Raw genomic sequence first — 19,115 nt, forward strand, 5'->3', positions numbered from 1 at the left:
GCATCCGGTGCAATCAGGCCCCGCCCGCGGTTTTGCCAGATGGAATTACCGCCAAAAAGAACGCACTCGAACAATGTTTCGACGCAATCCTTGCGCAACACTGGCCTCATTATCTTGAGGTTTAAAAATGCTGACTGTGGCTCATTCTATGCACTCGGACCACGATATGACGCTGGTCTTGCTTGCCGCGCTTTTGTGCGCATTCGGCAGCTGGGTGATCGCAAACCTTTACCGGCACGCGCTTAAACAAACGCCGCGACAGGCGTTGTTGTGGTATTTTCTGACCGCCGTGACCTCGGGCATCGCCATCTGGTGCACGCATTTCATCGCCATGCTGGCCTATCAGCCCGACGCGCCGGTCAGCTTTGATTTCGGGCTAACCTTCGCCTCGCTGTTGATCGCGATTATCGGCTCTACGGTCGGCATTTTGATCGCCGGGATGTTCCGCAGGCGGGTCACCACCGTGATTGGCGGGGTGATCTTGGGGCTGTCGATCTCGGCCATGCATTACACCGGGATGGTCGCCTATCGGATCGAGGGGGTCATCTTTTGGGACAAGACCTATCTCGTCGCCTCGGTTCTGCTGGCCATGGTGCTATCGACCGTGGCTTTGTTCTTTGGTGCGCAAAATGAGAAAAACGCCACGGGCAAGATGACGGGCAGCTTTTCGCTGGCGATCATCGGGCTGCATTTTACCGGCATGGCCGCCTTTCATGTGACGCCGACCTGTTTGACCGGCCATAGCAACCCGGATGAATTCAGATTGCTGGCGATGGTCATCGCGGGGACGGCTGCGATGATCGTGATGGGCGGGCTTTTCACCTATTTCATCGAAAACCGCACCCGGATGGAGAACATCGTCGAGCTGCGCCAAGCGCGGGATGAGGCCCGCGATGCCAGCCGCGCCAAGTCGGAGTTCATGAGTGTTCTGAGCCATGAGCTGCGCACGCCGCTGACCATCATCAACGGCTACGCCAGCTTCCTGACGAACCTCAAAGGCCATACCATGGCCAAGCTGAAGCCGAACGAGCCGATCACCAAGGTGCATTTCGATGAGTTGGGCGACCAGACAGAGCGCTACGGCGGGCGTATCAAATCGGCGGGCGACCATCTGTTGACCATTATCAACGAACTTCTCGACTATACGAGCATTGAATTGAATTCCGTGAAGCTTAACAGAACCTCTTTTGCGGCGGGCGATTTGCTGGCCGAATTGGCAGAGCAATTTCAGGGGCTGGCCAAGGAAAAACAGGCGATGCTGGAAATCGAATATGATGAATTCGACGTTTTCGCCGACCGCGGGCGCTGCAAACAGATCCTGATCAATCTCTTGGGCAACGCGCTGAAGTTCTCTTCGGCCTCCAGCATTCGCATGCGCGCCAAGCAGGTCGGCGATACATGCCGACTTGAGGTCGAAGACAACGGTTGCGGGATGCCGGCAGAGGATTTGCAGCGGATTTTTCAAGCCTTCATTCAAGCGGAAACAGCCAGCAAAAGCGCCGATGGCGGCACTGGTCTTGGCCTTGCGATCAGCAAAAAACTCGCCGCCGCGCATGAGGGGGACATCCGGGTAGAGAGCACCGTTGGCATTGGGACGAAGTTCACCGTCGATCTGCCCCTCTGCGCCTCGGAAATCGCGGCAGAGGAAGCGCTTGTGGCCGCGTGATCGGCCCTTTCCCAATTCGGGGCGGGGCCTCTCCCTCTGAATACGCCCGTCGAGTAAGCGAATTCGCGCAGTCTTAATTCAATTGGCACGCCTCAGGGTGCTGCGGCTTGAATAGAGGCGCAAAAGCGCCAATCGTAAAAAGACGCGCCATTTATGCGCGTCATTCATTGCCTGAGTTCTTAGCTTGCCGAATAATTGAGCGGTCCATCATTTGCTGCGGCGCGCCGCCATATCGCTGCTTAACTTATATTAAGGGGGCCGAGCTTTTCTGTTCAAAGTTAAGGGGATATGGTGGCCAGAGAGATTGAAGGAAGTTTATAGGGAAGAATATGGGTGGTGAAAGATCGGCGAACGGTAGCGTGTCGAGATCTGCAATTTTTGCGGCATCCCCCCACGGGTATCTCGTTCTAGATACCGATTTGAAGATTATCGACGTGAATGACCGGTACCTATTCATCACCGGGTCAAAAGCGGAGGACCTCGTCGGGAAACATCTGTTCGACGCTTTCCCGGATGACCCTTCCGACGCGACGGCAGATGGCACTAATAATCTGGGCAAGTCGCTTGAGATCGTCGCCGCCACGGGCAAACAGCACCGTATGGCCGTGCAGAAGTACAATATTCCCATTCGCGACAGCGCCGACGGGGCCTTTGAAGAGAAATATTGGCAACCGTTGAACACGCCCGTGTTCGAAGATGGCAAGCTGATCGCGCTGATCCACCATGTCGAGGATGTCACCTCGGAATTTATCGGTCGCCGTGATCAGGCGATACGGCTCAATCTGGCCAAGCAGGTGTCGGGGATCGGCTATGGCGAGTTGGACCTTCAGACGGGGACCGCGAATATCTCGCAGGAATTGGCCAATCTGTTCGGCTATGCCGATACCGAGGGGACAATCCCCATGGCCAAGCTGTTCCGGCGTATCCATCCCGATGATCTGGCGCATGTGAACCAAAGCTTGGGCGAAACGATGGCCAATGATGCCACCGTGAATGCCGATTATCGGATCGTCTTGCCCAATGGGGAAACCCGGTGGCTGAACACGCGTGGTGAAGTTCTTTTCGAACATGACAAGCCCGCGCGGTTCATCGGTGCCACCCTCGATCTGACCCATTCCAAGAAGCGCGAAGAGATCTTGCAGAAGACCCTGACCGAGCGTGACAAGCTTCTTAAGCAGAAGGAAACACTGCTTGGCGATGTGAACCACCGGATCAAGAACAGCCTGCATCTGGTGTCGAGCATTCTGCGTCTTGAGGCTGCGTCGGTGGACGATGCGTCTGTGAAACACAGCCTGCAACAGGCCTCGCTCCGGGTGCATGCGGTAAGCTCCGTCCATGAACTTATCTATAAATCGCATAACGTTACCCATGTGGATGTCGGTGAATACATCCCGCAGCTTGTCGATTTCCTTTCAGCCAGTACCGAGACCGATAGCAAGCAGATCGAGACTGTCGTCGACGCGCCGTCGGTCATCGTGCCGACCGATTTGGCCATCAACCTTGCGCTGCTGATCAATGAGCTTGTGACCAACGCGCATAAACATGCCTTCGTCGCGCGGGAACAGGGCAGGGTTGATGTTCGTTTGCATCAAGAGGGAGACCTTTTGACGTTAACGGTGTCGGACGATGGGATCGGCAACGCGGAGAGTGTAGGTAGGGTCGGTCTCGGTTCGAAGATCGTGGCGGGCATTGTCGGCCAGCTTGGGGCGACGATGGGCAAGAGGGCGACAGAGCATGGTTATTGCGTTGAAATTGAGGTTCCCATGCCCGCCGGGTGATGCCCGGTGAATATTCTGATTGTCGAAGACGAATTCTTGATTGCCTTGGACCTTCAGATGCAGCTCGAACAGCTTCAACATTCCGTCCTTGGCCCGGTCAAGGATTTCGCGACCTGCCGGGAGGTGGTGACGCAGACCCGGCCCGATCTGGTCTTCATGGACCTGCGGCTCGCCAATGGCGATTCCGGTGAAGCGGTGGCGCAGTGGCTGCTGGCGGAGCACAACATCCGCTGCGTCTTCATGAGCGGCAATCTGGACGATCTCACCCAGCAGCGGCTAAGCGCGCTTGAGCCTGTCGCCATGCTTGGCAAGCCGACCTTCCCGCATCTGATCGCCGCGGCGATCGAGGACTTTTCGCGCGCTTAGGTGGGGAGGGCCCAAGTGTGAAAGAAAGTGGCGCTCCCTGAAGGATTCGAACCCTCGGCCTGCCGATTAGAAGTCGGCTGCTCTATCCAGCTGAGCTAAGGGAGCACTCGGCCGCTTATAGGGGCAAGCCTCGCCCTGCATCAAGAGGAACCCGACGCGGGCCGGGCGGGTTGAGCCGTCATCGGACATATAACCCAAAGGAGGAAGCCATGTATCTGCGCAATATCCTACTCGGGGCCGCTTTGGCCACAACAGGCGCCGTGGCGGCGCAGGCCGAAAGCCATATGCAAACGGCGGCGACGGCTCAGTTCGCGGGCAATTCGAACGATATTTCAGGCAATGTTTCGCTGAACACGACCGCATCGGGCCGCACCTTGGTCAAGATCGACGTAACCGGCGTGCCCGCGGGTACCCACGGCGTGCACTTGCATGAGACCGGTGATTGTTCGGCAGAGGATTTCAAATCCGCCGGTGGCCATATCGCGGGGGACCGCAAACACGGTGTGCTCGTCGAAGGTGGGCCGCATCCCGGTGATATGCCCAATATGGTCGTGGGTGAAGATGGGGTGCTGGAAGCCGAAGTCTTTCTCGACCTGCTCGATATCGAGACCATGATCAAAGACGATGACGGTGCGGCCTTCATCATTCACAGCGGCGCAGACGATTACGAATCGCAGCCTTCGGGCGACGCGGGTTCGCGTATCGCTTGTGGCGTGTTTGAGGCGTCGTGATTTGATGTGAGGTTTTGCCGCCTCCGTCCCGGGTTATCGGGGCGGGGGTGTCGATTCGATGTATAGGTTAGGCGTGTAGCGTTGGCTTTAAAGAAACGAGCGGCACTCTCGCGGGGGTACTTCGATAACTAAGGGAAGTTTCATGGTGCTGCTGGAGAGAATTGAACTCTCGCACTCAGACTGACGCGTAGCGGCGGGCGTAAGTCGAGAGACCAGCACTAATGCTATACATGCTTATCCGGAAAAAAGGAAGTTTCATGGTGCTGCTGGAGAGAATTGAACTCTCGACCTCTCCCTTACCAAGGGAGTGCTCTACCTCTGAGCTACAGCAGCGCCGTGGGCGGGTGATTAGCCGTAATCGAAAGGGGGCGCAACCCCTGATCTGGACCCTTCTTGCCCCCTGCGCTAGATAGGCGGCATGGCAAAGCAAAACGCCCCGGAAAAGAACGCCAAAACACCCTCTGCGCGGGAGGCGCGGCTGAAGGCTGCGCTCAAGGCAAATATGGCGCGGCGCAAGGCGCAGGCGCGCGCGCGGGCCGAGGATGTGGCGCAGGATACAGGCAATGGCCCCGAGGGGCCGGAAAAGGACAGCTGAACGATGGATTCCATTCTGGTCAGGGGCGGCGGTGCGCTCAACGGGCAAATTCCCATCGCGGGTGCTAAAAACGCCTGTCTGGCGCTGATGCCCGCCACATTGCTGAGCGAAGAGCCGCTGACGCTGACCAATGCGCCGCGTCTGAGCGACATTCGCACGATGACGCAGCTTTTGCAGTCTCTCGGCGCCGAAGTGGCCGCGATGCAGGACGGCAAGGTCATCACCATGGCAAGCCATGGGGAGATCAACACGCGCGCGGAATATGACATCGTGCGCAAGATGCGGGCGTCGAATCTGGTCTTGGGGCCGCTTTTGGCGCGCGAAGGTCATGCCGAAGTCTCGCTCCCCGGCGGCTGCGCGATTGGTGCGCGCCCGATGGACATTCACACCGACGGTCTGGCCAAGATGGGGGCGGAGATCGACCTGCGGGACGGCTATCTTCATGCCAAGGCCGCGGGCGGTAAACTGAAGGGGGCGGTGATCGACTTCCCCTTCGCCTCTGTCGGGGCGACCGAGAATATCTTGATGGCCGCGACCCTTGCCAAGGGCACCACCGTCATCAACAACGCCGCGCGCGAGCCCGAGATCGTCGATCTGGCGGATTGTCTGCGGGCCATGGGCGCGCAGATCGAAGGCGATGGCACCTCCAGCATCACCATTCAGGGAGTCGACAGCCTGCATGGCGCCACCCATAAGGTCGTGACCGACCGGATCGAGCTTGGCACCTATATGCTGGCCCCCGCCTTCTGCGGCGGTGAGGTCGAGCTTCTGGGCGGGCGAATCGACCTGCTGGAGGCGTTTTGCGAAAAGCTCGACGCGGCGGGCATCGACGTGACCGAGACTGATGCGGGTCTCAAGGTCGCGCGGTGCAACGGGCGGATTTCGGCAGTGGATGTCACCACCGAGCCTTTCCCAGGCTTTCCGACCGATCTTCAAGCGCAGATGATGGCGCTGCTCTGCACCGCCGAAGGCACCTCGGTTCTGGAAGAAAAGATTTTCGAGAATCGCTTCATGCACGCGCCTGAGCTGATCCGCATGGGCGCGCGGATTGATGTGCAGGGTGGCACGGCCAAGGTCACCGGGGTCGAAAAGCTCAAAGGGGCGCCGGTTATGGCGACCGATCTGCGGGCGTCGATTTCCCTCATCCTCGCCGGGTTGGCCGCCACTGGGGAGACCACGGTCAGCCGGGTCTACCACCTTGATCGCGGCTATGAGCATGTGGTCTCCAAACTGCGTGGCGTTGGGGCGGATATCGAAAGGATCAGCGACAAATGACCGAAGATGCACGTTTCGAAGATGGCCGCGAAGCGCCGCTAAACCTCGGTGCTCTGGATGCCGATGATCTGACGGTGATCGCCTCGCTGACCCAAGACGCGGTCTTTCCCGCCTCCGAAATGCGCTGGCACCGCGCAGGCGCGCGCTTTGCGCTGCTGCTGAACCGCTTGCGGCATGAGGATACGGGGGCGGCGCGTCATGCGCCCGAGCGGGTGCAATCGGTGCTGATGTTCAACAACGTGCAACGTGTCGCCAGCCAAGGTGTGCCGCAGGGCGATGCCGATACGATTCTGTCGCTGCTGGATATCGCGTTTGAAGAGGGCGACGCGCCCTCGGGCCATGTGACGCTGACATTGGCCGGAGACGGCGCGATCCGGTTGGAGGTCGAAGCGCTTGAGGTGACGCTCAAGGATGTGACCCGCCCCTATGTCGCCCCGTCCAAGAAACGGCCCGTTCACCCTGAGTGACGCCGCCGCATGGCGGGCAAGGATCGCAAGATGCCTGAACTGAAACAGAATAGATTTACCCGGGGCCGGATCACCGCGCTGCTGACCGAGGTGTCCGGTTGGGCGCTGATCCTCTTGGGCTGCGTCTTGGGCGCAGTGCAACTCATCGCGTCGCTCTCGGTCGCGACTTTGGTCGTGCCGCTCGCGTTGGTCTCTGGCGGCCTCTTCGCCATTTTGGTGGCGCAGGTGGCGCGCGCGATTTTCGACAATGCCCAAGACACCCGCGCCATGCGACTGGCGCAGCGTGCCGCCCCCGCTGCCACCTCTAAAACTTCGGGCCTGCGGGCCGAACCGAGCCTGCGCCGCCCCTCTGCGTCTTAACACCTTTGGGCCAGCCCAACGCGGCGGCCCCTTTTTCGAAAGCTTGAACCCATGCCTGTCACGCTCGATGCCTCCGCTCCCGATTTCGAAGCGGCTTTTGACAAACTGCTGAACGCCAAGCGTGAGGACAGCCCCGATGTCGACGCCGTGGTGGCCGAGATCATCGCCGATGTGCGTGCCCGCGGCGATGCCGCCGTGATCGACCTGTCGCAGAAATTCGACCGCGTGACCCTGACCGCCGAGACCCTGCGCATCAGCGCGGAAGAGGTCGACGCCGCCGTGGCCGAAGTCTCCCCCGAAGACCGCAAGGCGCTGGAACTCGCCGCCGACCGCATCCGCGCCTATCACGCCCGGCAATTGCCAGAGGATGCGGAATGGACCGACCCCGATGGCGCCACCTTGGGCTGGCGCTGGACGCCGGTTTCCGCCGCGGGCCTCTATGTGCCCGGCGGCTTGGCGAGCTACCCATCCTCGGTGCTGATGAACGCGGTCCCGGCCAAGGTAGCGGGGGTGGCGCGTCTGGCGATGGTCGTGCCGACGCCCGATGGCGTGCTGAACCCGCTGGTGCTGCTGGCCGCCCGCATCGCCGGGGTGGATGAGATTTACCGCATCGGCGGCGCGCAGGCCGTGGCGGCGCTGGCCTATGGCACTGAAACGATCCCCCCGGTGGACAAGATCACCGGCCCCGGCAACGCTTTCGTCGCCGCCGCCAAACGCCGCGTTTTTGGCAAGGTCGGCATCGACATGATCGCGGGGCCATCCGAGATCCTTGTCATCGCTGATGGAGAGAATGATCCCGATTTCATCGCCCTCGATCTGCTCAGCCAAGCCGAACATGACGAGAGCGCGCAGAGCATCCTGATCACCACTGACCCTGCCTTTGCCCGCGCGGTGGAAGAGGCGGTTGAGAAACGTCTGCTTACCCTCGAACGCCGCGCCATCGCGGGCGCAAGCTGGCGCGACAATGGGGCGATCATCACCGTGCCGGACCTCGACGCCGCCACCGCCCTCAGCAACCGCATTGCGCCCGAGCACCTCGAGCTTTGCGTGGCGGACCCGAAGGCGCTGTCGGACAAGATCACCCACGCTGGGGCGATCTTCCTCGGCCAATGGACGCCCGAGGCGATTGGCGATTACGTCGGCGGGCCGAACCACGTTCTGCCCACGGCGCGCTCGGCGCGTTTCTCCTCAGGCCTGTCGGTGCTGGATTTCATGAAGCGGACGACGCTGGCGCAGATGTCGCCCGAGGCGCTCAAGGCCATCGGCCCCGCGGCAGAGCGGCTGGCCCAGTCCGAAAGCCTTGAGGCGCATGGCCTGTCGGTCACCGCGCGTCTGCGCAAACTCAACGACTAGGGCAGGGGGCAGCGCTGCTCCCGCCTGCGCGCTCTCGGTCCTGTCGATGCTTCTGACGTATCGTCAAATGCGCTGACGGGGCGCAATCGCGGGCGCGCGTGCTCTCGCGCATTGCCCCCTCTCCACCGCTGCGCTATCCACGAAAGGGTATCGCCAGCAAAAAGGATGCGCCGATGACCCGCATCACCCATATCGCGCTTGATGACGCGAACATGCCGCCGCCCACGCCCGAGATCGATCAGGAGCGTAAGGTGGCCATGTTCGACCTGCTGGAAGAGAACAGTTTCATCCTGCCCGAACGCGAAAAGGGGCCGGTGCCCGAAGGGCCTTACCATCTGTCCCTCTCCATCCGCGACAAACGTCTGGTCTTTGATGTGCAGACCGAGGCGGCTGAAAAGGCAGCGGAATTCCACCTCTCCCTCGGGCCATTCCGGCAGGTGGTGAAGGATTACTTCCAAATCTGCGAAAGCTATTTCGAAGCGGTCAAGAAGCTGCCCCCCAGCCAGATCGAGACGATCGACATGGCCCGGCGCGGCATCCACAACGAAGGCTCCCGCGTGCTGCAAGAGCGGCTCTCGGGCAAGGCCGAGATCGACACCGACACCGCGCGGCGGCTATTTACCCTGATCTGCGTTCTGCATTTCGGCGGATAAATGACGCAGGTGCTGCCTCAATCCGTTCTCTTCTGCTGCGATCATAACGCCGTCCGCTCTCCCATGGCCGAGGGGTTGATGAAGAAGTTCTACGGCACCGGCACCTATGTCCAATCCGTCGGCGTCAAGAACGATATAGAGATTGACGGCTTCTCTATCGCCGTATGCAGAGAGCTGGAGGTGGAGCTCGACCGCCACCGCAGCCGCAGTTTCGACGAGATGGAGGAATGGGGCGACGATCTGGGGTCATTCGACCTTGTGATCGCGCTTAGCCCTGCCAGCCAGCGCCGGGCGCTGGAACTGACGCGGTTTTACCATCTTGATGTGGAATATTGGCCAATCCTCGATCCCACCGGGCTGGGCGAGGGGCGCGAGGCCAAGCTGACCCAGTTTCGCGCCGCCCGCGATCAGATCGTCGGACGGCTGATTGACCGCTTTGGCCCGCCGCTCAGCGAAAGCTGAGCGCTCAGGTGTTGGAACAGGCCGCCGCGGCGCTTTGGCCGAAGGCTTTCCATGTGCTCCAGAAAGCGTTCTCGCTTTTGTTGTCGGATTGGCGCATTTCCTGCAAACGGTGCGGGTCGCGGAAAATCTTGGCACCTTGGCGCTGGTCCGAGCGCGACAGCGTCTGATCCGCCACCGCCTGCACGCAGCCGCAGCGCGCATGGCTGGAGCCGCGGCGCCCATCGGCCAGACAGGCCTTTTGAATTGGTCCCGTGGCGAAAAGCACCGGTGTCGGGGAAAAACGTCCTAAGGCGGCATCGCTGGAATAACGTGATCCGCCACAACCCGCCAAGATGGCGAGCGCCATCAAACTTGCAACTGTCCGCATTGATTTGCCCTATTGTTTTGGACCATGGGGTTTTCCCCTTGTCGGCCCGGTCTGCTCTGCCCGCCACTATGCCGCAAAACGGGGCTTCGCGCAATTCTCCTTTGGGGGGCTGCGCCCCTTGGCCCGCGATAAAGCGCCGTGAAGGGCGGGCAGGGGGCATGGGCGCGTTCATGGCCAATTGACGCAGGCGCAGCACTGCGCCATATCCCCTTGCATGACACCGCTTGAAAACATCCGCAACTTCTCCATCGTGGCGCATATCGACCACGGCAAATCCACGCTGGCCGACCGGTTGATCCAACTCACCGGCACGGTCGCCGAACGCGACATGCAAAGCCAGCTTCTGGACAACATGGATATCGAGCGGGAGCGGGGCATCACCATCAAGGCCAACACCGTCCGCATCGAATACCCGGCGAAAGACGGCAAGACCTATGTGTTGAACCTGATCGACACGCCCGGACACGTCGACTTCGCCTATGAGGTCGCGCGCTCCATGCAGGCGGTCGAGGGCTCGCTGCTGGTCGTGGACGCCACGCAGGGGGTCGAGGCGCAGACGCTGGCCAATGTCTATACCGCCATCGACGCAGATCATGAGATCGTGCCGGTGCTGAACAAGGTCGACCTGCCCGCCTCCGACCCCGACCGCGTGCGCGAACAGATCGAGGACGTGATCGGCATCGATGCCTCCGAGGCCTGTCTGATTTCGGCCAAAACCGGCGTCGGCATCCCGGACGTGCTGGAGGCGATCGTCAACAAGCTGCCCGCACCCACGGGCGGCGACCCCGACGCGCCGCTCAAGGCGATGCTGGTGGACAGTAAATACGACCAATACCTCGGCGTTATTTGTATCGTGCGCATCGTGGAGGGCACCCTGAAGAAGGGCGACCGCATCCGCATGATGAAAACCGGCGGCACCTATGATGTGGACGACGTAGGCGTCTACCGGCCCAAGATGGTCGGCGTCGACAGTCTCGGCCCCGGCGAGATCGGCTATCTCAACGCCTCGATCAAACAGGTCCGCGACACCCGCGTCGGTGACACGATCACCCATGAGAAGCGCAAGTGCGAAACAGCACTTCCGGGCTTCAAACCCTCGGTGCCGGTGGTGTTCTGCGGCCTCTTCCCGGTCGACGCGAATGACTTCGAGGACATGCGCGAGGCGATCGAGAAGCTCGCCTTGAACGACGCCTCCTTCACCTATGAGATGGAGACCTCCGCCGCGCTTGGCTTCGGCTTCCGCTGCGGCTTCCTTGGCCTTTTGCACCTCGAGGTGATCCGCGACCGGCTCGAGCGCGAATATGACATCGACCTCATCACCACCGCGCCGTCGGTGATCTACCACGTCCACATGAAGGACGGGGAGATGCAAGAGCTGCACAACCCCGCCGACATGCCCGACATGACGCTGGTCGATCACATGGAGGAACCGCGGATCAAGGCGACGATCCTCGTGCCCGACGACTACCTTGGCGACGTGCTGAAGCTCTGCCAAGACCGCCGCGGCATTCAGGAAGACCTGACCTATGCCGGCTCGCGCGCCATGGTGGTCTATGACCTGCCGCTGAACGAGGTGGTGTTCGATTTCTACGACCGGCTGAAGTCGGTCACCAAGGGCTACGCCAGTTTTGATTATCAGATGATCGGCTACCGTCAGGACAATCTGGTCAAGATGCAGATCCTCGTGAACGACGAGCCTGTCGATGCGCTCTCGACCATGGTGCACCGCGACCGCGCCGAGATGCGCGGCCGGGCGATGGTGGAAAAGCTCAAAGACCTGATCCCGCGCCACATGTTTAAGATCCCGATCCAGGCGGCCATCGGCGGTAAGGTCATCGCGCGCGAGACGCTCTCGGCGATGCGCAAGGACGTGACGGCGAAGTGCTACGGCGGCGACGCCACGCGGAAGAAGAAGCTGCTGGAGAAGCAGAAGGCTGGTAAGAAGAAGATGCGCCAGTTCGGGAAGGTGGATATCCCGCAGGAGGCGTTTATTTCCGCTCTAAAAATGGACAGCTAAAAGCTGGCCATTTTTAGAGCGCGCGGGAGGCAGCGTATTGCGCAGCAATGCGCGTTCCCGCTCGGTTGTGTTTGGGTGCCGATGGCCGATCCGGGGCCTGAGCCCGGCAAAGACTTCCATGAAGCGTTTGAAATATAGTTGGGCGGTGCCCACGAGTTGCGCCTTGGCGCTCGGGTGCCGCAGCCGATTGCTGACCTATCGGCACAGTCGTCTTACGAATGTGGTCTCTTTCAATGTATTCGAGAGGTGTATTTCACCGCGTGCAGAGCCATCGCAGCTATCCTCCCTAGTGCTTTGATCCGCAATGCCTTACGTTTTACTGGATCAGAGGCAAATTGGTTCAATATGAGAAAGTCGTTTACTGAGGTTCAGAAGATTGGCCTGGCTGTTGCCGTTTTGTTGTCAGTCTCGACCGCTCATCTAGCAGGATTCGTGTATGCTGGCCCGCGTGATTTAGTTTTATTTCTAGATTCAACATTCCTGTTTTTGTTTGCGACTACCTTCACAATTAGTGTTTTCACTTCCTCATTTCTTTCGACGGTACTATCTTGGGGCCTCGTAGCTATTGTTTCGGAAATGGCCGCTCAGTTTTCTAGGCGGTCAACGAAGCGAAAACAAAAGTTTAGGGCTCTTGCGCGAAATGCATCTAGCGCCCGTGTCACGGTGTTTGCTGCGCTATTTATTTTCGTCTTTAGCGAAGTGTACTATGGAAGTTCCTTCTTCCTTTTCGGATCAAGGAGTTTTGCTTGGGTTCTCTCGGGGCTAATGTTCGCGGCCATCACCGGCTTCGTGCTGCAGCAACGTCACACCGTTTCTACAAAGCGCTGGCTCTTGCAGCTCCCTTTTTCGGAATTTGCGAGGTCGTTGCTCAGGTCCGAAAATAGATATACATCCGTAAGTCTTGGTCTGATGGTGATCGGATGGGCGGTTCTCGCTATCAGCTTTATGCTCGGACAAGAAAAGCTATATTCGAGGTTAATTAACTCGAGGGCAAATATTGAAAGTACCGATCGTAGCCTGTTTTATATTCTATTTTCGTCAGGCGATGGTTTCTTGGTTTTTAATACCAAGCAAGGAAAATGTCATTCGGATGCAATGTATGCTTTTCTACCTTTGTCGAATGTTCAGCGGGTCAATCTGATCGCTGAGCGTCCTGAAGTCCACTATTGTCGGTAAGTTATACGAGATTTGGAGCGCCAAACCTGATCTGGGTTCGGGCGCGGTGGTAGACACTGACCTCTCATCCTCTCCGCTAACCGATGTACACCGCCCCCGCCATATGCGACCTTCCGCCCCAAACACCCCCGCCACAGGACCCCCACCCATGACCACCCCCTGCATCCTCTGCGTCGCCATCACCGGCTCCGTCCCCACCAAAGCCGCCAACCCCGCCGTGCCGATCTCGATCGCTGAGCAGGTCGAGTCGACTCATGCGGCCTTTGAGGCCGGGGCCTCGATCTGCCACGCCCATGTGCGCAACGACGATGAAACTCCGTCCTCCGATCCCGAAAAATTCGCGCGACTGATGGAAGGCGTGCAAAAACATTGCCCCGGCATGATCATCCAGTTCTCCACCGGCGGGCGTTCGGGCGCGGGGCGGGAGCGGGGCGGGATGCTCTCGCTCCGGCCCGACATGGCCTCGCTCTCGGTCGGGTCCAACAACTTCCCGACGCGGGTTTACGAGAACCCGCCGGAATTGGTCGATTGGCTGGCCTCGGAGATGAAAGCCCATGAGATCAAGCCCGAGATCGAAGCCTTCGATCTCAGCCACATCCACAAGGCCACCGAGATGAACCGTGACGGGCGCATCCCCGGCCAGCTCTATGTGCAATTCGTCATGGGCGTGAAAAACGCCATGCCGGTGGACCGTGAGACCTTTGATTTTTATATCCAGACGCTCAACCGCTTGGCGCCCGATGCGCAGTGGTGTGCCGCCGGGATCGGGCCGAACCAGATCGTGCTGAACGAATGGGCCATCGCGGCGGGTGGCCATACGCGGGCGGGACTCGAGGACAACGTGCGGTTGGACCGCGAGACGCTGGCGCCGTCGAACGCGGCGCTGATCCAGCGCGCGGCGGATCTCTGCGCGAAATATGAGCGCCCCGTTGCCACGGCTGCACAAGCGCGTGAGATTCTCGGCCTGCGCCCCTCATAGGCTTGCCGCAAAACGGGTGCCGCGTTGAAATGCGGGGCGGGGCCGCTATGTCCCGTTCCAGCAACCAACAGGAGCCTGAAATGACCCAGACCCGCCGCCATTTCCTTGCCACCTCCGCCGCCGCAGCTGGCGTCGTGACGCTGCTGCCTTTCGCCGCCCGCGCCGCCACGCAGAACGGTGATACATTCGACACCGACGCAGGGCCGATCACCGTGCACCCCGTCGATCACGCCTCCATCGTGTTGGAGACGCCAAAGGGCGTGATCTATGTCGATCCGGTGGGCGAGCCCGCGCAATACAGCGATTTCCCGGCGGCGGATCTGATCCTCATCACCCATGAGCATGGCGATCACTACAATGCCGATACGCTGGCCGCACTGGCAGGCGATGACGTGCAGATCATCACCAACCCAGCGGTGTTCGACATGCTGCCCGAAGCGCTTGCCGCCAAGGCCAGCAAAATTGCCAATGGCGAGAATACCGAGTTCAACGGCCTGCCGATCAACGCGATCCCGGCCTATAACACCACCGAAGAGCGCAAGAAGTTCCACCCCGAGGGGCGCGACAACGGCTATATCCTCGGCTTCGACGGCTTCCGCGTCTATATCTCGGGCGATACCGAAGACACGCCCGAGATGCGCGGGCTGACCGATATCTCGCTGGCTTTCGTCTGCATGAACCTGCCCTTCACCATGGATTCCAACGCCGCCGCCTCGGCGGTGGCCGAGTTCAAGCCCGCTTACGTCTACCCCTATCACTTCCGGGGCAAAGACGGCGGCACCCAAGACCCGCAAGAGTTCGCCAAACGCGTCGGCACCGATGTCGAGGTCAAATTCGGCGACTGGTATTAAAATGCAGCGGCCACGTCCTGAGCGGGCGTGGTCGCCTTTTCTACGGGCCGGTCGATCCGAACAGCCGATTCCGGGATATGGTGGGGCTGTTCCACGCCTGCACCATCCTTCGGGAAATTTTCCCTTAACAAATTCAATAGCCTAACCGCTCTACCTGCCTTTGGCCGAAGTTTCGCTTGATCGCCTTCGGTCCGCGGACTAGCGTGACCTGCGACAAATGCGAAACAACGGTTCGCATTGCGAAACAAGTCTCTGGGAGGAGCCGACATGACAATTTTCAAACACCTGAGCTGCGCCGCAGCTCTGGCGCTGGCTGGTGGCGCGGTAAGCGCTGAGACCGTGTTGATTCATGGGGAAGCCGGGCCGAACCGCGGTGCGCGCGCGCAGGCGTTGCAGTGGTTCGCCGATCAGGTCGCCGAACGGTCCGACGGCGATATGCGCCTCGACATCCAGTGGGGCGGGGCGCTGTTCAAAGCCAATGCCGCCGTGCAATCGCTGGCCGATGGCGTGGCCGACACCGGCTCGGTCATCGCGGTTTACTACCCGCAAGAGATGGCGGGCTACGGTATCGCCGACCTGCCGGTGAACAACCCCGACGCTTGGGTTGGCATGCGCGCCACGGATGAGTTGATGCGCAGCAACGAAGCCATTCAAGAAGACCTCGCCGACAAGAACCTCGTCTACATCGGCACTTGGACCACCTCTCAGGTGAACATCGGCTGCAAGGGCGGCGCGATCAAATCCGTCGACGATATCTCGGGCAAGAAGGTCCGCGGCGTCGGCGCCTATGGCAAGGTCTTCGGCGAGGAGGGCGCGAACATGGTCAACATGTCGATCTACGACGCCTACCAAGGGCTCGACACCGGGCTGATCGACTGCTCGCAGGGCTACAGCTATGCCGTTGCCGCGCTGAAACAGGCCGAGGTGATGGACAGCTACACGATCCTCGATTGGGGTCAGGTCGGCGGCCTTGGCATCTTCATGAACAAGGACATGCATGACAGCCTGACGGAAGAGCAGCAGGCCACTCTGGCCGAGGTTGGCGCGGACATGGCCGATGAATTCGGTCGTCTGATCACCACCGCCAACGAAAAGGCCATCGCCTCCATGAAAGAGCAGGGCGTCGAAGTCATCACCCTGCCCGAAGAAGACCGCGCGAAACTGGTCAAAGCCGGTGAGAAGTTCCTTGACGAATGGGTGCAAACGGCAAGCTCCGCCGGTCTGCCCGGTGAGGAACTGCTGGAAGAGTATAAGGCGCTGATCGCCAAATACACCGAGGAGCGTGACGCCAACGGCTACCCATGGGACGCCGCCGGTAACTGATCGCTGACAGTGGGGAGGGGCAGCATATGTTGGTAAATCTGGAGAAAATCCTGTTGGGACTGGGGGCCTTAGCGGTGATCGCCTTGGGGGTGTTGATCACCTCCAACGTGATCGCCCGCGCGCTCTTTGCCAGTCAGGTGCCCGATAGCGTGACCATGGTGCGAGAGCTCATGGTCGCCGCCATCCTGCTGCCCCTCGCTGCCGCCACCGCGGCCCGTGCGCATGTCTCGGTCGCCTTCGTGACCGACCGTTTCCCCGAACGCGCGCGTTCGGTGCTGATCGTGGCAGGCTCTGCCATCGGCATGCTGGCGCTGGCGCCGCTGATCTATTCCGGCGGGCGCGAATTCCTCTCCGTGGTGGAGAAGGGCAGCTTTTTCTATGGCGACCTGAACCTGCCCAAGTGGCCGGGGCGGTTGTTGTTCCTGATCGGGATGATCGCCACTTTCCTGCGGCTGGCCGAGCTGACATGGCGCGACGGGCGCACCGTTCTTGCGGGCGGCGTCGTCTCGGATGAGCAACATCACGCGGCTGACCTTATGGTTGAAGAGGACTTGCGCTAATGGATGCCTCGACCATCGGAATGATCGCCTTTGCCGCGGTACTGATCATGTTGGCCCTGCGGGTGCCGATCGCCTTCACGCTGGCCTCGGTCGCGACCGTCGCCACCTTCTTTATCTTCGCCTTCCGCACCGGGACCTTCATGCCCGAGCGCGCGATCAAGGCGACCACCTCGATGGTGTTCTCGAACTCCTTCGACCTTATCCATTCCTACGATCTGTCGATGATCCCGCTCTTCGTGGCGCTTGGACATATCGCTTACCGCGCGGATATCACGACGAAAATCTACCATGCGGCCAAGGTCTGGCTGACCAAGCTGCCGGGCGGGGTGGCCATGGCCTCCGTCATGGGCTGCGGCGGGTTTTCCGCGATCACCGGCTCGTCCATTGCCTGCGCCTCGACTATGGGCAAGATCTGCACGCCCGAGATGCTGCGCATGGGCTATGACCCGCGCCTCGCCACCGCCTCGGTCGCGGCGGGTGGCACGCTGGGTTCGCTTATTCCACCTTCGGTACTCTTCATCATCTACGGCATCTTCACCGAGACCTCGATCTCCTCGCTCTTTCTCGCCGGTGTTCTGCCGGGGCTGCTGACGCTGATGGGCTTCGTGCTGGTCATCGCCGTTTGGGTCTGGCGCGATCCATCGGTCGCCCCCTCGACCGACCAGCGCTACAGCGCCGGGGAGCGTTGGACCGCAGCGCTGGAAAGCTGGCCCGCACTGCTGCTTTTCGTGCTCATCATCGGCGGCATCTACGGCGGCATCTTTACGGCGACCGAGGCCGCAGCGGTCTGCGTCGTCTCGGCCACGCTGATCGGTTTTGCGCAGAAAAAACTTGACTGGGCCGGTCTTTGGGCCGCGGTCAAGGAAACCTGCGTGCAGACCTCCGCCATCTTCCTCATCGCCGCCTCGGCCAAGATATTCGTGGCCTTCGTCGCGCTGACCGGCGTCGCGGGCACCATCGTGGGCTTCGTCTCTGACGCGCAGATGTCGCTGGTGGTGCTGATGCTCTGCATCGCGCTGATCTACCTGCTTTTGGGCATGTTCCTTGATCCCATCGGCATCATGGTGCTGACCCTGCCGCTGATGATCCCGCTGGTCGAAAGCTACGATCTGAACCTCATCTGGTTCGGCGTCGTGGTCATCAAACTGTTGGAGATTGGTCTGATCACCCCGCCCGTCGGCCTCAACGTCTTCGTCATCGCCAACGTGGTGGGCCGTGAAGCGCCGATCGACAAAATCTTCGCCGGGATCACACGCTTTCTCAGCGTCGACGTGATCGTGCTGATCCTGATCATGTCCTTCCCGATGATCTCGCTTTTGATCCCGATGGCGGCGCGATGAATCAGGCGGCATCCGATACCGGCACGGACCGCAAGTTCGCCAATACGCTGGCGCGGGGGCTTGGCATTCTGCGGGCCTTTCGCGCCAGCGATAGTGGGCTGAGCCATGCCCAGATCGCTGAGCGGACGGGGCTGCCGAAACCCACCGTGTCGCGGCTGACCTATACGCTTTGCGAGCTGGGGTATCTGGCCCATGGCGGGCGCAACGACAAGTTTCGGCTTGGGCCTGCGGCGATAGCGCTCGGCTCCGTCGCCTCTGTCGCGGTGAGTTTCGTGGATATGGCGTCGGATGCGATGCAGGAACTGGCGGATGAGACCCGCACGCTGGCGTTGATCGCCGTGCGCGATGGCGACCGGATGATGCTGGTGCGCACTTGGCGGCCGCGCACGGCCTCGACGATCTGGCTGGAGCCGGGGCACCGCATTCCGGTCTATGGATCCTCCTCGGGTCTGGCCACGCTGGCCAGCCTCGACGAAGACCGTTTCGAAGCGCTGGAACCCGACGACCGGCTGCGCGATTTCCGCCGTGAGGGCTATGAGCAACTGCTGGCGCAGGGCTTCGTGCTGGCCCCGCCCGACACCCGCTATGCCCGCAATGTAAACGCGGTCAGCGTGCCCTATTACGCCGGTGAGTTCGGAGAGCCGGTGTCCTTTAGCTGCGGCGCACTGCCGGCGGACTTGCCCGACGACCGCATTCTGTCACAAGTGGGGCCAGCCCTGCGCGACGTGGTCAGCGGCATCGAACAACGCACCGGACGGGCGCCGGCCCTGTCCCGGCGCGGATAGAAAAGGAGTTA

General features: G+C 60.6%; 20 protein-coding genes and 2 tRNA genes. 19 read left to right on the forward strand and 3 right to left on the reverse strand.

Annotated features, from left to right (window positions below; genetic code table 11):
* The first annotated feature begins 166 nt into the window (after nt 1-166).
* The 3 genes from ACGYLI_RS09220 (at nt 167) to ACGYLI_RS09230 (ending at nt 3,810) form a co-directional block, all read left to right on the forward strand.
* Nucleotides 167-1,666: an MHYT domain-containing protein gene (locus tag ACGYLI_RS09220; protein ID WP_394418968.1), complete on the forward strand. Its 1,500-nt coding sequence runs from the start codon at nt 167-169 to the stop codon at nt 1,664-1,666.
* Nucleotides 1,667-1,995: 329 nt separating this feature from the next.
* Nucleotides 1,996-3,444, forward strand: a complete 1,449-nt coding sequence (locus tag ACGYLI_RS09225; RefSeq protein ID WP_394418969.1) for a histidine kinase dimerization/phosphoacceptor domain -containing protein — start codon at nt 1,996-1,998, stop codon at nt 3,442-3,444.
* Nucleotides 3,445-3,450: 6 nt separating this feature from the next.
* Entirely contained in the window at nt 3,451-3,810 is a 360-nt protein-coding gene (locus ACGYLI_RS09230) for a response regulator (RefSeq protein WP_394418970.1), read from the forward strand.
* A gap of 28 nt (nt 3,811-3,838) precedes the next feature.
* Here the strand turns inward: ACGYLI_RS09230 and ACGYLI_RS09235 are convergent.
* Nucleotides 3,839-3,915: transfer RNA gene (locus ACGYLI_RS09235), tRNA-Arg, on the reverse strand.
* A gap of 104 nt (nt 3,916-4,019) precedes the next feature.
* Between ACGYLI_RS09235 and ACGYLI_RS09240 the strand changes: the two genes are divergently transcribed.
* Entirely contained in the window at nt 4,020-4,541 is a 522-nt protein-coding gene (locus ACGYLI_RS09240; protein WP_394418971.1) for a superoxide dismutase family protein, read from the forward strand.
* A 258-nt stretch (nt 4,542-4,799) separates the two neighbouring features.
* On the opposite strand, the gene ACGYLI_RS09245 is transcribed toward ACGYLI_RS09240, so the two are convergent.
* Nucleotides 4,800-4,874: transfer RNA gene (locus tag ACGYLI_RS09245), tRNA-Thr, on the reverse strand.
* 85 nt (nt 4,875-4,959) lie between these two features.
* Here ACGYLI_RS09245 and ACGYLI_RS09250 point away from each other — a divergent pair.
* The 7 genes from ACGYLI_RS09250 to ACGYLI_RS09280 all read left to right on the forward strand — a co-directional run bounded on the left by ACGYLI_RS09250 (nt 4,960) and on the right by ACGYLI_RS09280 (nt 9,706).
* Nucleotides 4,960-5,136, forward strand: a complete 177-nt coding sequence (locus ACGYLI_RS09250) for a hypothetical protein (RefSeq protein WP_168612795.1) — start codon at nt 4,960-4,962, stop codon at nt 5,134-5,136.
* A gap of 3 nt (nt 5,137-5,139) precedes the next feature.
* Nucleotides 5,140-6,411, forward strand: a complete 1,272-nt coding sequence (murA, locus tag ACGYLI_RS09255) for a UDP-N-acetylglucosamine 1-carboxyvinyltransferase (RefSeq protein WP_394418972.1) — start codon at nt 5,140-5,142, stop codon at nt 6,409-6,411.
* The gene (locus ACGYLI_RS09260; RefSeq protein ID WP_168612797.1) at nt 6,408-6,878 is read left to right on the forward strand and encodes a DUF2948 family protein; all 471 of its coding nucleotides are present in this window, start codon (nt 6,408-6,410) and stop codon (nt 6,876-6,878) included. Before murA ends, ACGYLI_RS09260 begins: the two co-directional genes overlap by 4 nt.
* A 30-nt stretch (nt 6,879-6,908) precedes the next feature.
* Nucleotides 6,909-7,238: a hypothetical protein gene (locus ACGYLI_RS09265; RefSeq protein WP_394418973.1), complete on the forward strand. Its 330-nt coding sequence runs from the start codon at nt 6,909-6,911 to the stop codon at nt 7,236-7,238.
* Nucleotides 7,239-7,289: 51 nt separating this feature from the next.
* A complete protein-coding gene (hisD, locus tag ACGYLI_RS09270; RefSeq protein ID WP_394418974.1) occupies nt 7,290-8,591 on the forward strand; it encodes a histidinol dehydrogenase in 1,302 nt (433 codons plus the stop codon).
* 149 nt (nt 8,592-8,740) lie between these two features.
* Complete coding sequence (locus tag ACGYLI_RS09275; protein ID WP_269451601.1) at nt 8,741-9,244, forward strand: UPF0262 family protein; 504 nt, start codon at nt 8,741-8,743, stop codon at nt 9,242-9,244.
* Nucleotides 9,245-9,706, forward strand: a complete 462-nt coding sequence (locus tag ACGYLI_RS09280) for a low molecular weight phosphatase family protein (RefSeq protein ID WP_394418975.1) — start codon at nt 9,245-9,247, stop codon at nt 9,704-9,706.
* Between the two features lie 4 nt (nt 9,707-9,710).
* Here the strand turns inward: ACGYLI_RS09280 and ACGYLI_RS09285 are convergent, their stop codons facing one another.
* Nucleotides 9,711-10,052, reverse strand: coding sequence for a hypothetical protein (locus ACGYLI_RS09285; RefSeq protein ID WP_394418976.1), 342 nt, complete (start codon nt 10,050-10,052; stop codon nt 9,711-9,713).
* Nucleotides 10,053-10,287: 235 nt separating this feature from the next.
* On the opposite strand from ACGYLI_RS09285, the gene lepA reads away from it, so the two are divergent.
* The 8 genes from lepA to ACGYLI_RS09325 all read left to right on the forward strand — a co-directional run bounded on the left by lepA (nt 10,288) and on the right by ACGYLI_RS09325 (nt 19,104).
* Nucleotides 10,288-12,090: a translation elongation factor 4 gene (gene lepA, locus ACGYLI_RS09290; protein WP_067266602.1), complete on the forward strand. Its 1,803-nt coding sequence runs from the start codon at nt 10,288-10,290 to the stop codon at nt 12,088-12,090.
* A gap of 138 nt (nt 12,091-12,228) precedes the next feature.
* Nucleotides 12,229-13,266 (forward strand): hypothetical protein, encoded by a 1,038-nt coding sequence (locus ACGYLI_RS09295; RefSeq protein ID WP_394418977.1) that lies wholly within the window; start codon nt 12,229-12,231, stop codon nt 13,264-13,266.
* Between the two features lie 148 nt (nt 13,267-13,414).
* Nucleotides 13,415-14,245 carry a 3-keto-5-aminohexanoate cleavage protein gene (locus ACGYLI_RS09300; RefSeq protein WP_394418978.1) on the forward strand — a complete coding sequence of 277 codons (831 nt, stop codon included), beginning with the start codon at nt 13,415-13,417 and terminating at the stop codon, nt 14,243-14,245.
* Nucleotides 14,246-14,325: 80 nt separating this feature from the next.
* Entirely contained in the window at nt 14,326-15,096 is a 771-nt protein-coding gene (locus tag ACGYLI_RS09305; protein ID WP_394418979.1) for an MBL fold metallo-hydrolase, read from the forward strand.
* A gap of 267 nt (nt 15,097-15,363) precedes the next feature.
* Nucleotides 15,364-16,419, forward strand: a complete 1,056-nt coding sequence (locus ACGYLI_RS09310) for a C4-dicarboxylate TRAP transporter substrate-binding protein (RefSeq protein WP_394412332.1) — start codon at nt 15,364-15,366, stop codon at nt 16,417-16,419.
* 26 nt (nt 16,420-16,445) lie between these two features.
* Nucleotides 16,446-16,979: a TRAP transporter small permease gene (locus tag ACGYLI_RS09315; protein ID WP_067267049.1), complete on the forward strand. Its 534-nt coding sequence runs from the start codon at nt 16,446-16,448 to the stop codon at nt 16,977-16,979.
* Entirely contained in the window at nt 16,979-18,319 is a 1,341-nt protein-coding gene (locus ACGYLI_RS09320) for a TRAP transporter large permease (protein ID WP_067267050.1), read from the forward strand. The genes ACGYLI_RS09315 and ACGYLI_RS09320 overlap by 1 nt, the downstream gene beginning before the upstream one ends.
* On the forward strand, nt 18,316-19,104 hold the full coding sequence (locus ACGYLI_RS09325) for an IclR family transcriptional regulator (RefSeq protein WP_067267052.1): 789 nt from the start codon (nt 18,316-18,318) through the stop codon (nt 19,102-19,104). The genes ACGYLI_RS09320 and ACGYLI_RS09325 overlap by 4 nt, the downstream gene beginning before the upstream one ends.
* The last annotated feature ends 11 nt before the right edge of the window (nt 19,105-19,115 follow it).

This window comes from Sulfitobacter sp. 1A13421 (assembly GCF_043557285.1).
Classification (GTDB): domain Bacteria; phylum Pseudomonadota; class Alphaproteobacteria; order Rhodobacterales; family Rhodobacteraceae; genus Sulfitobacter; species Sulfitobacter faviae.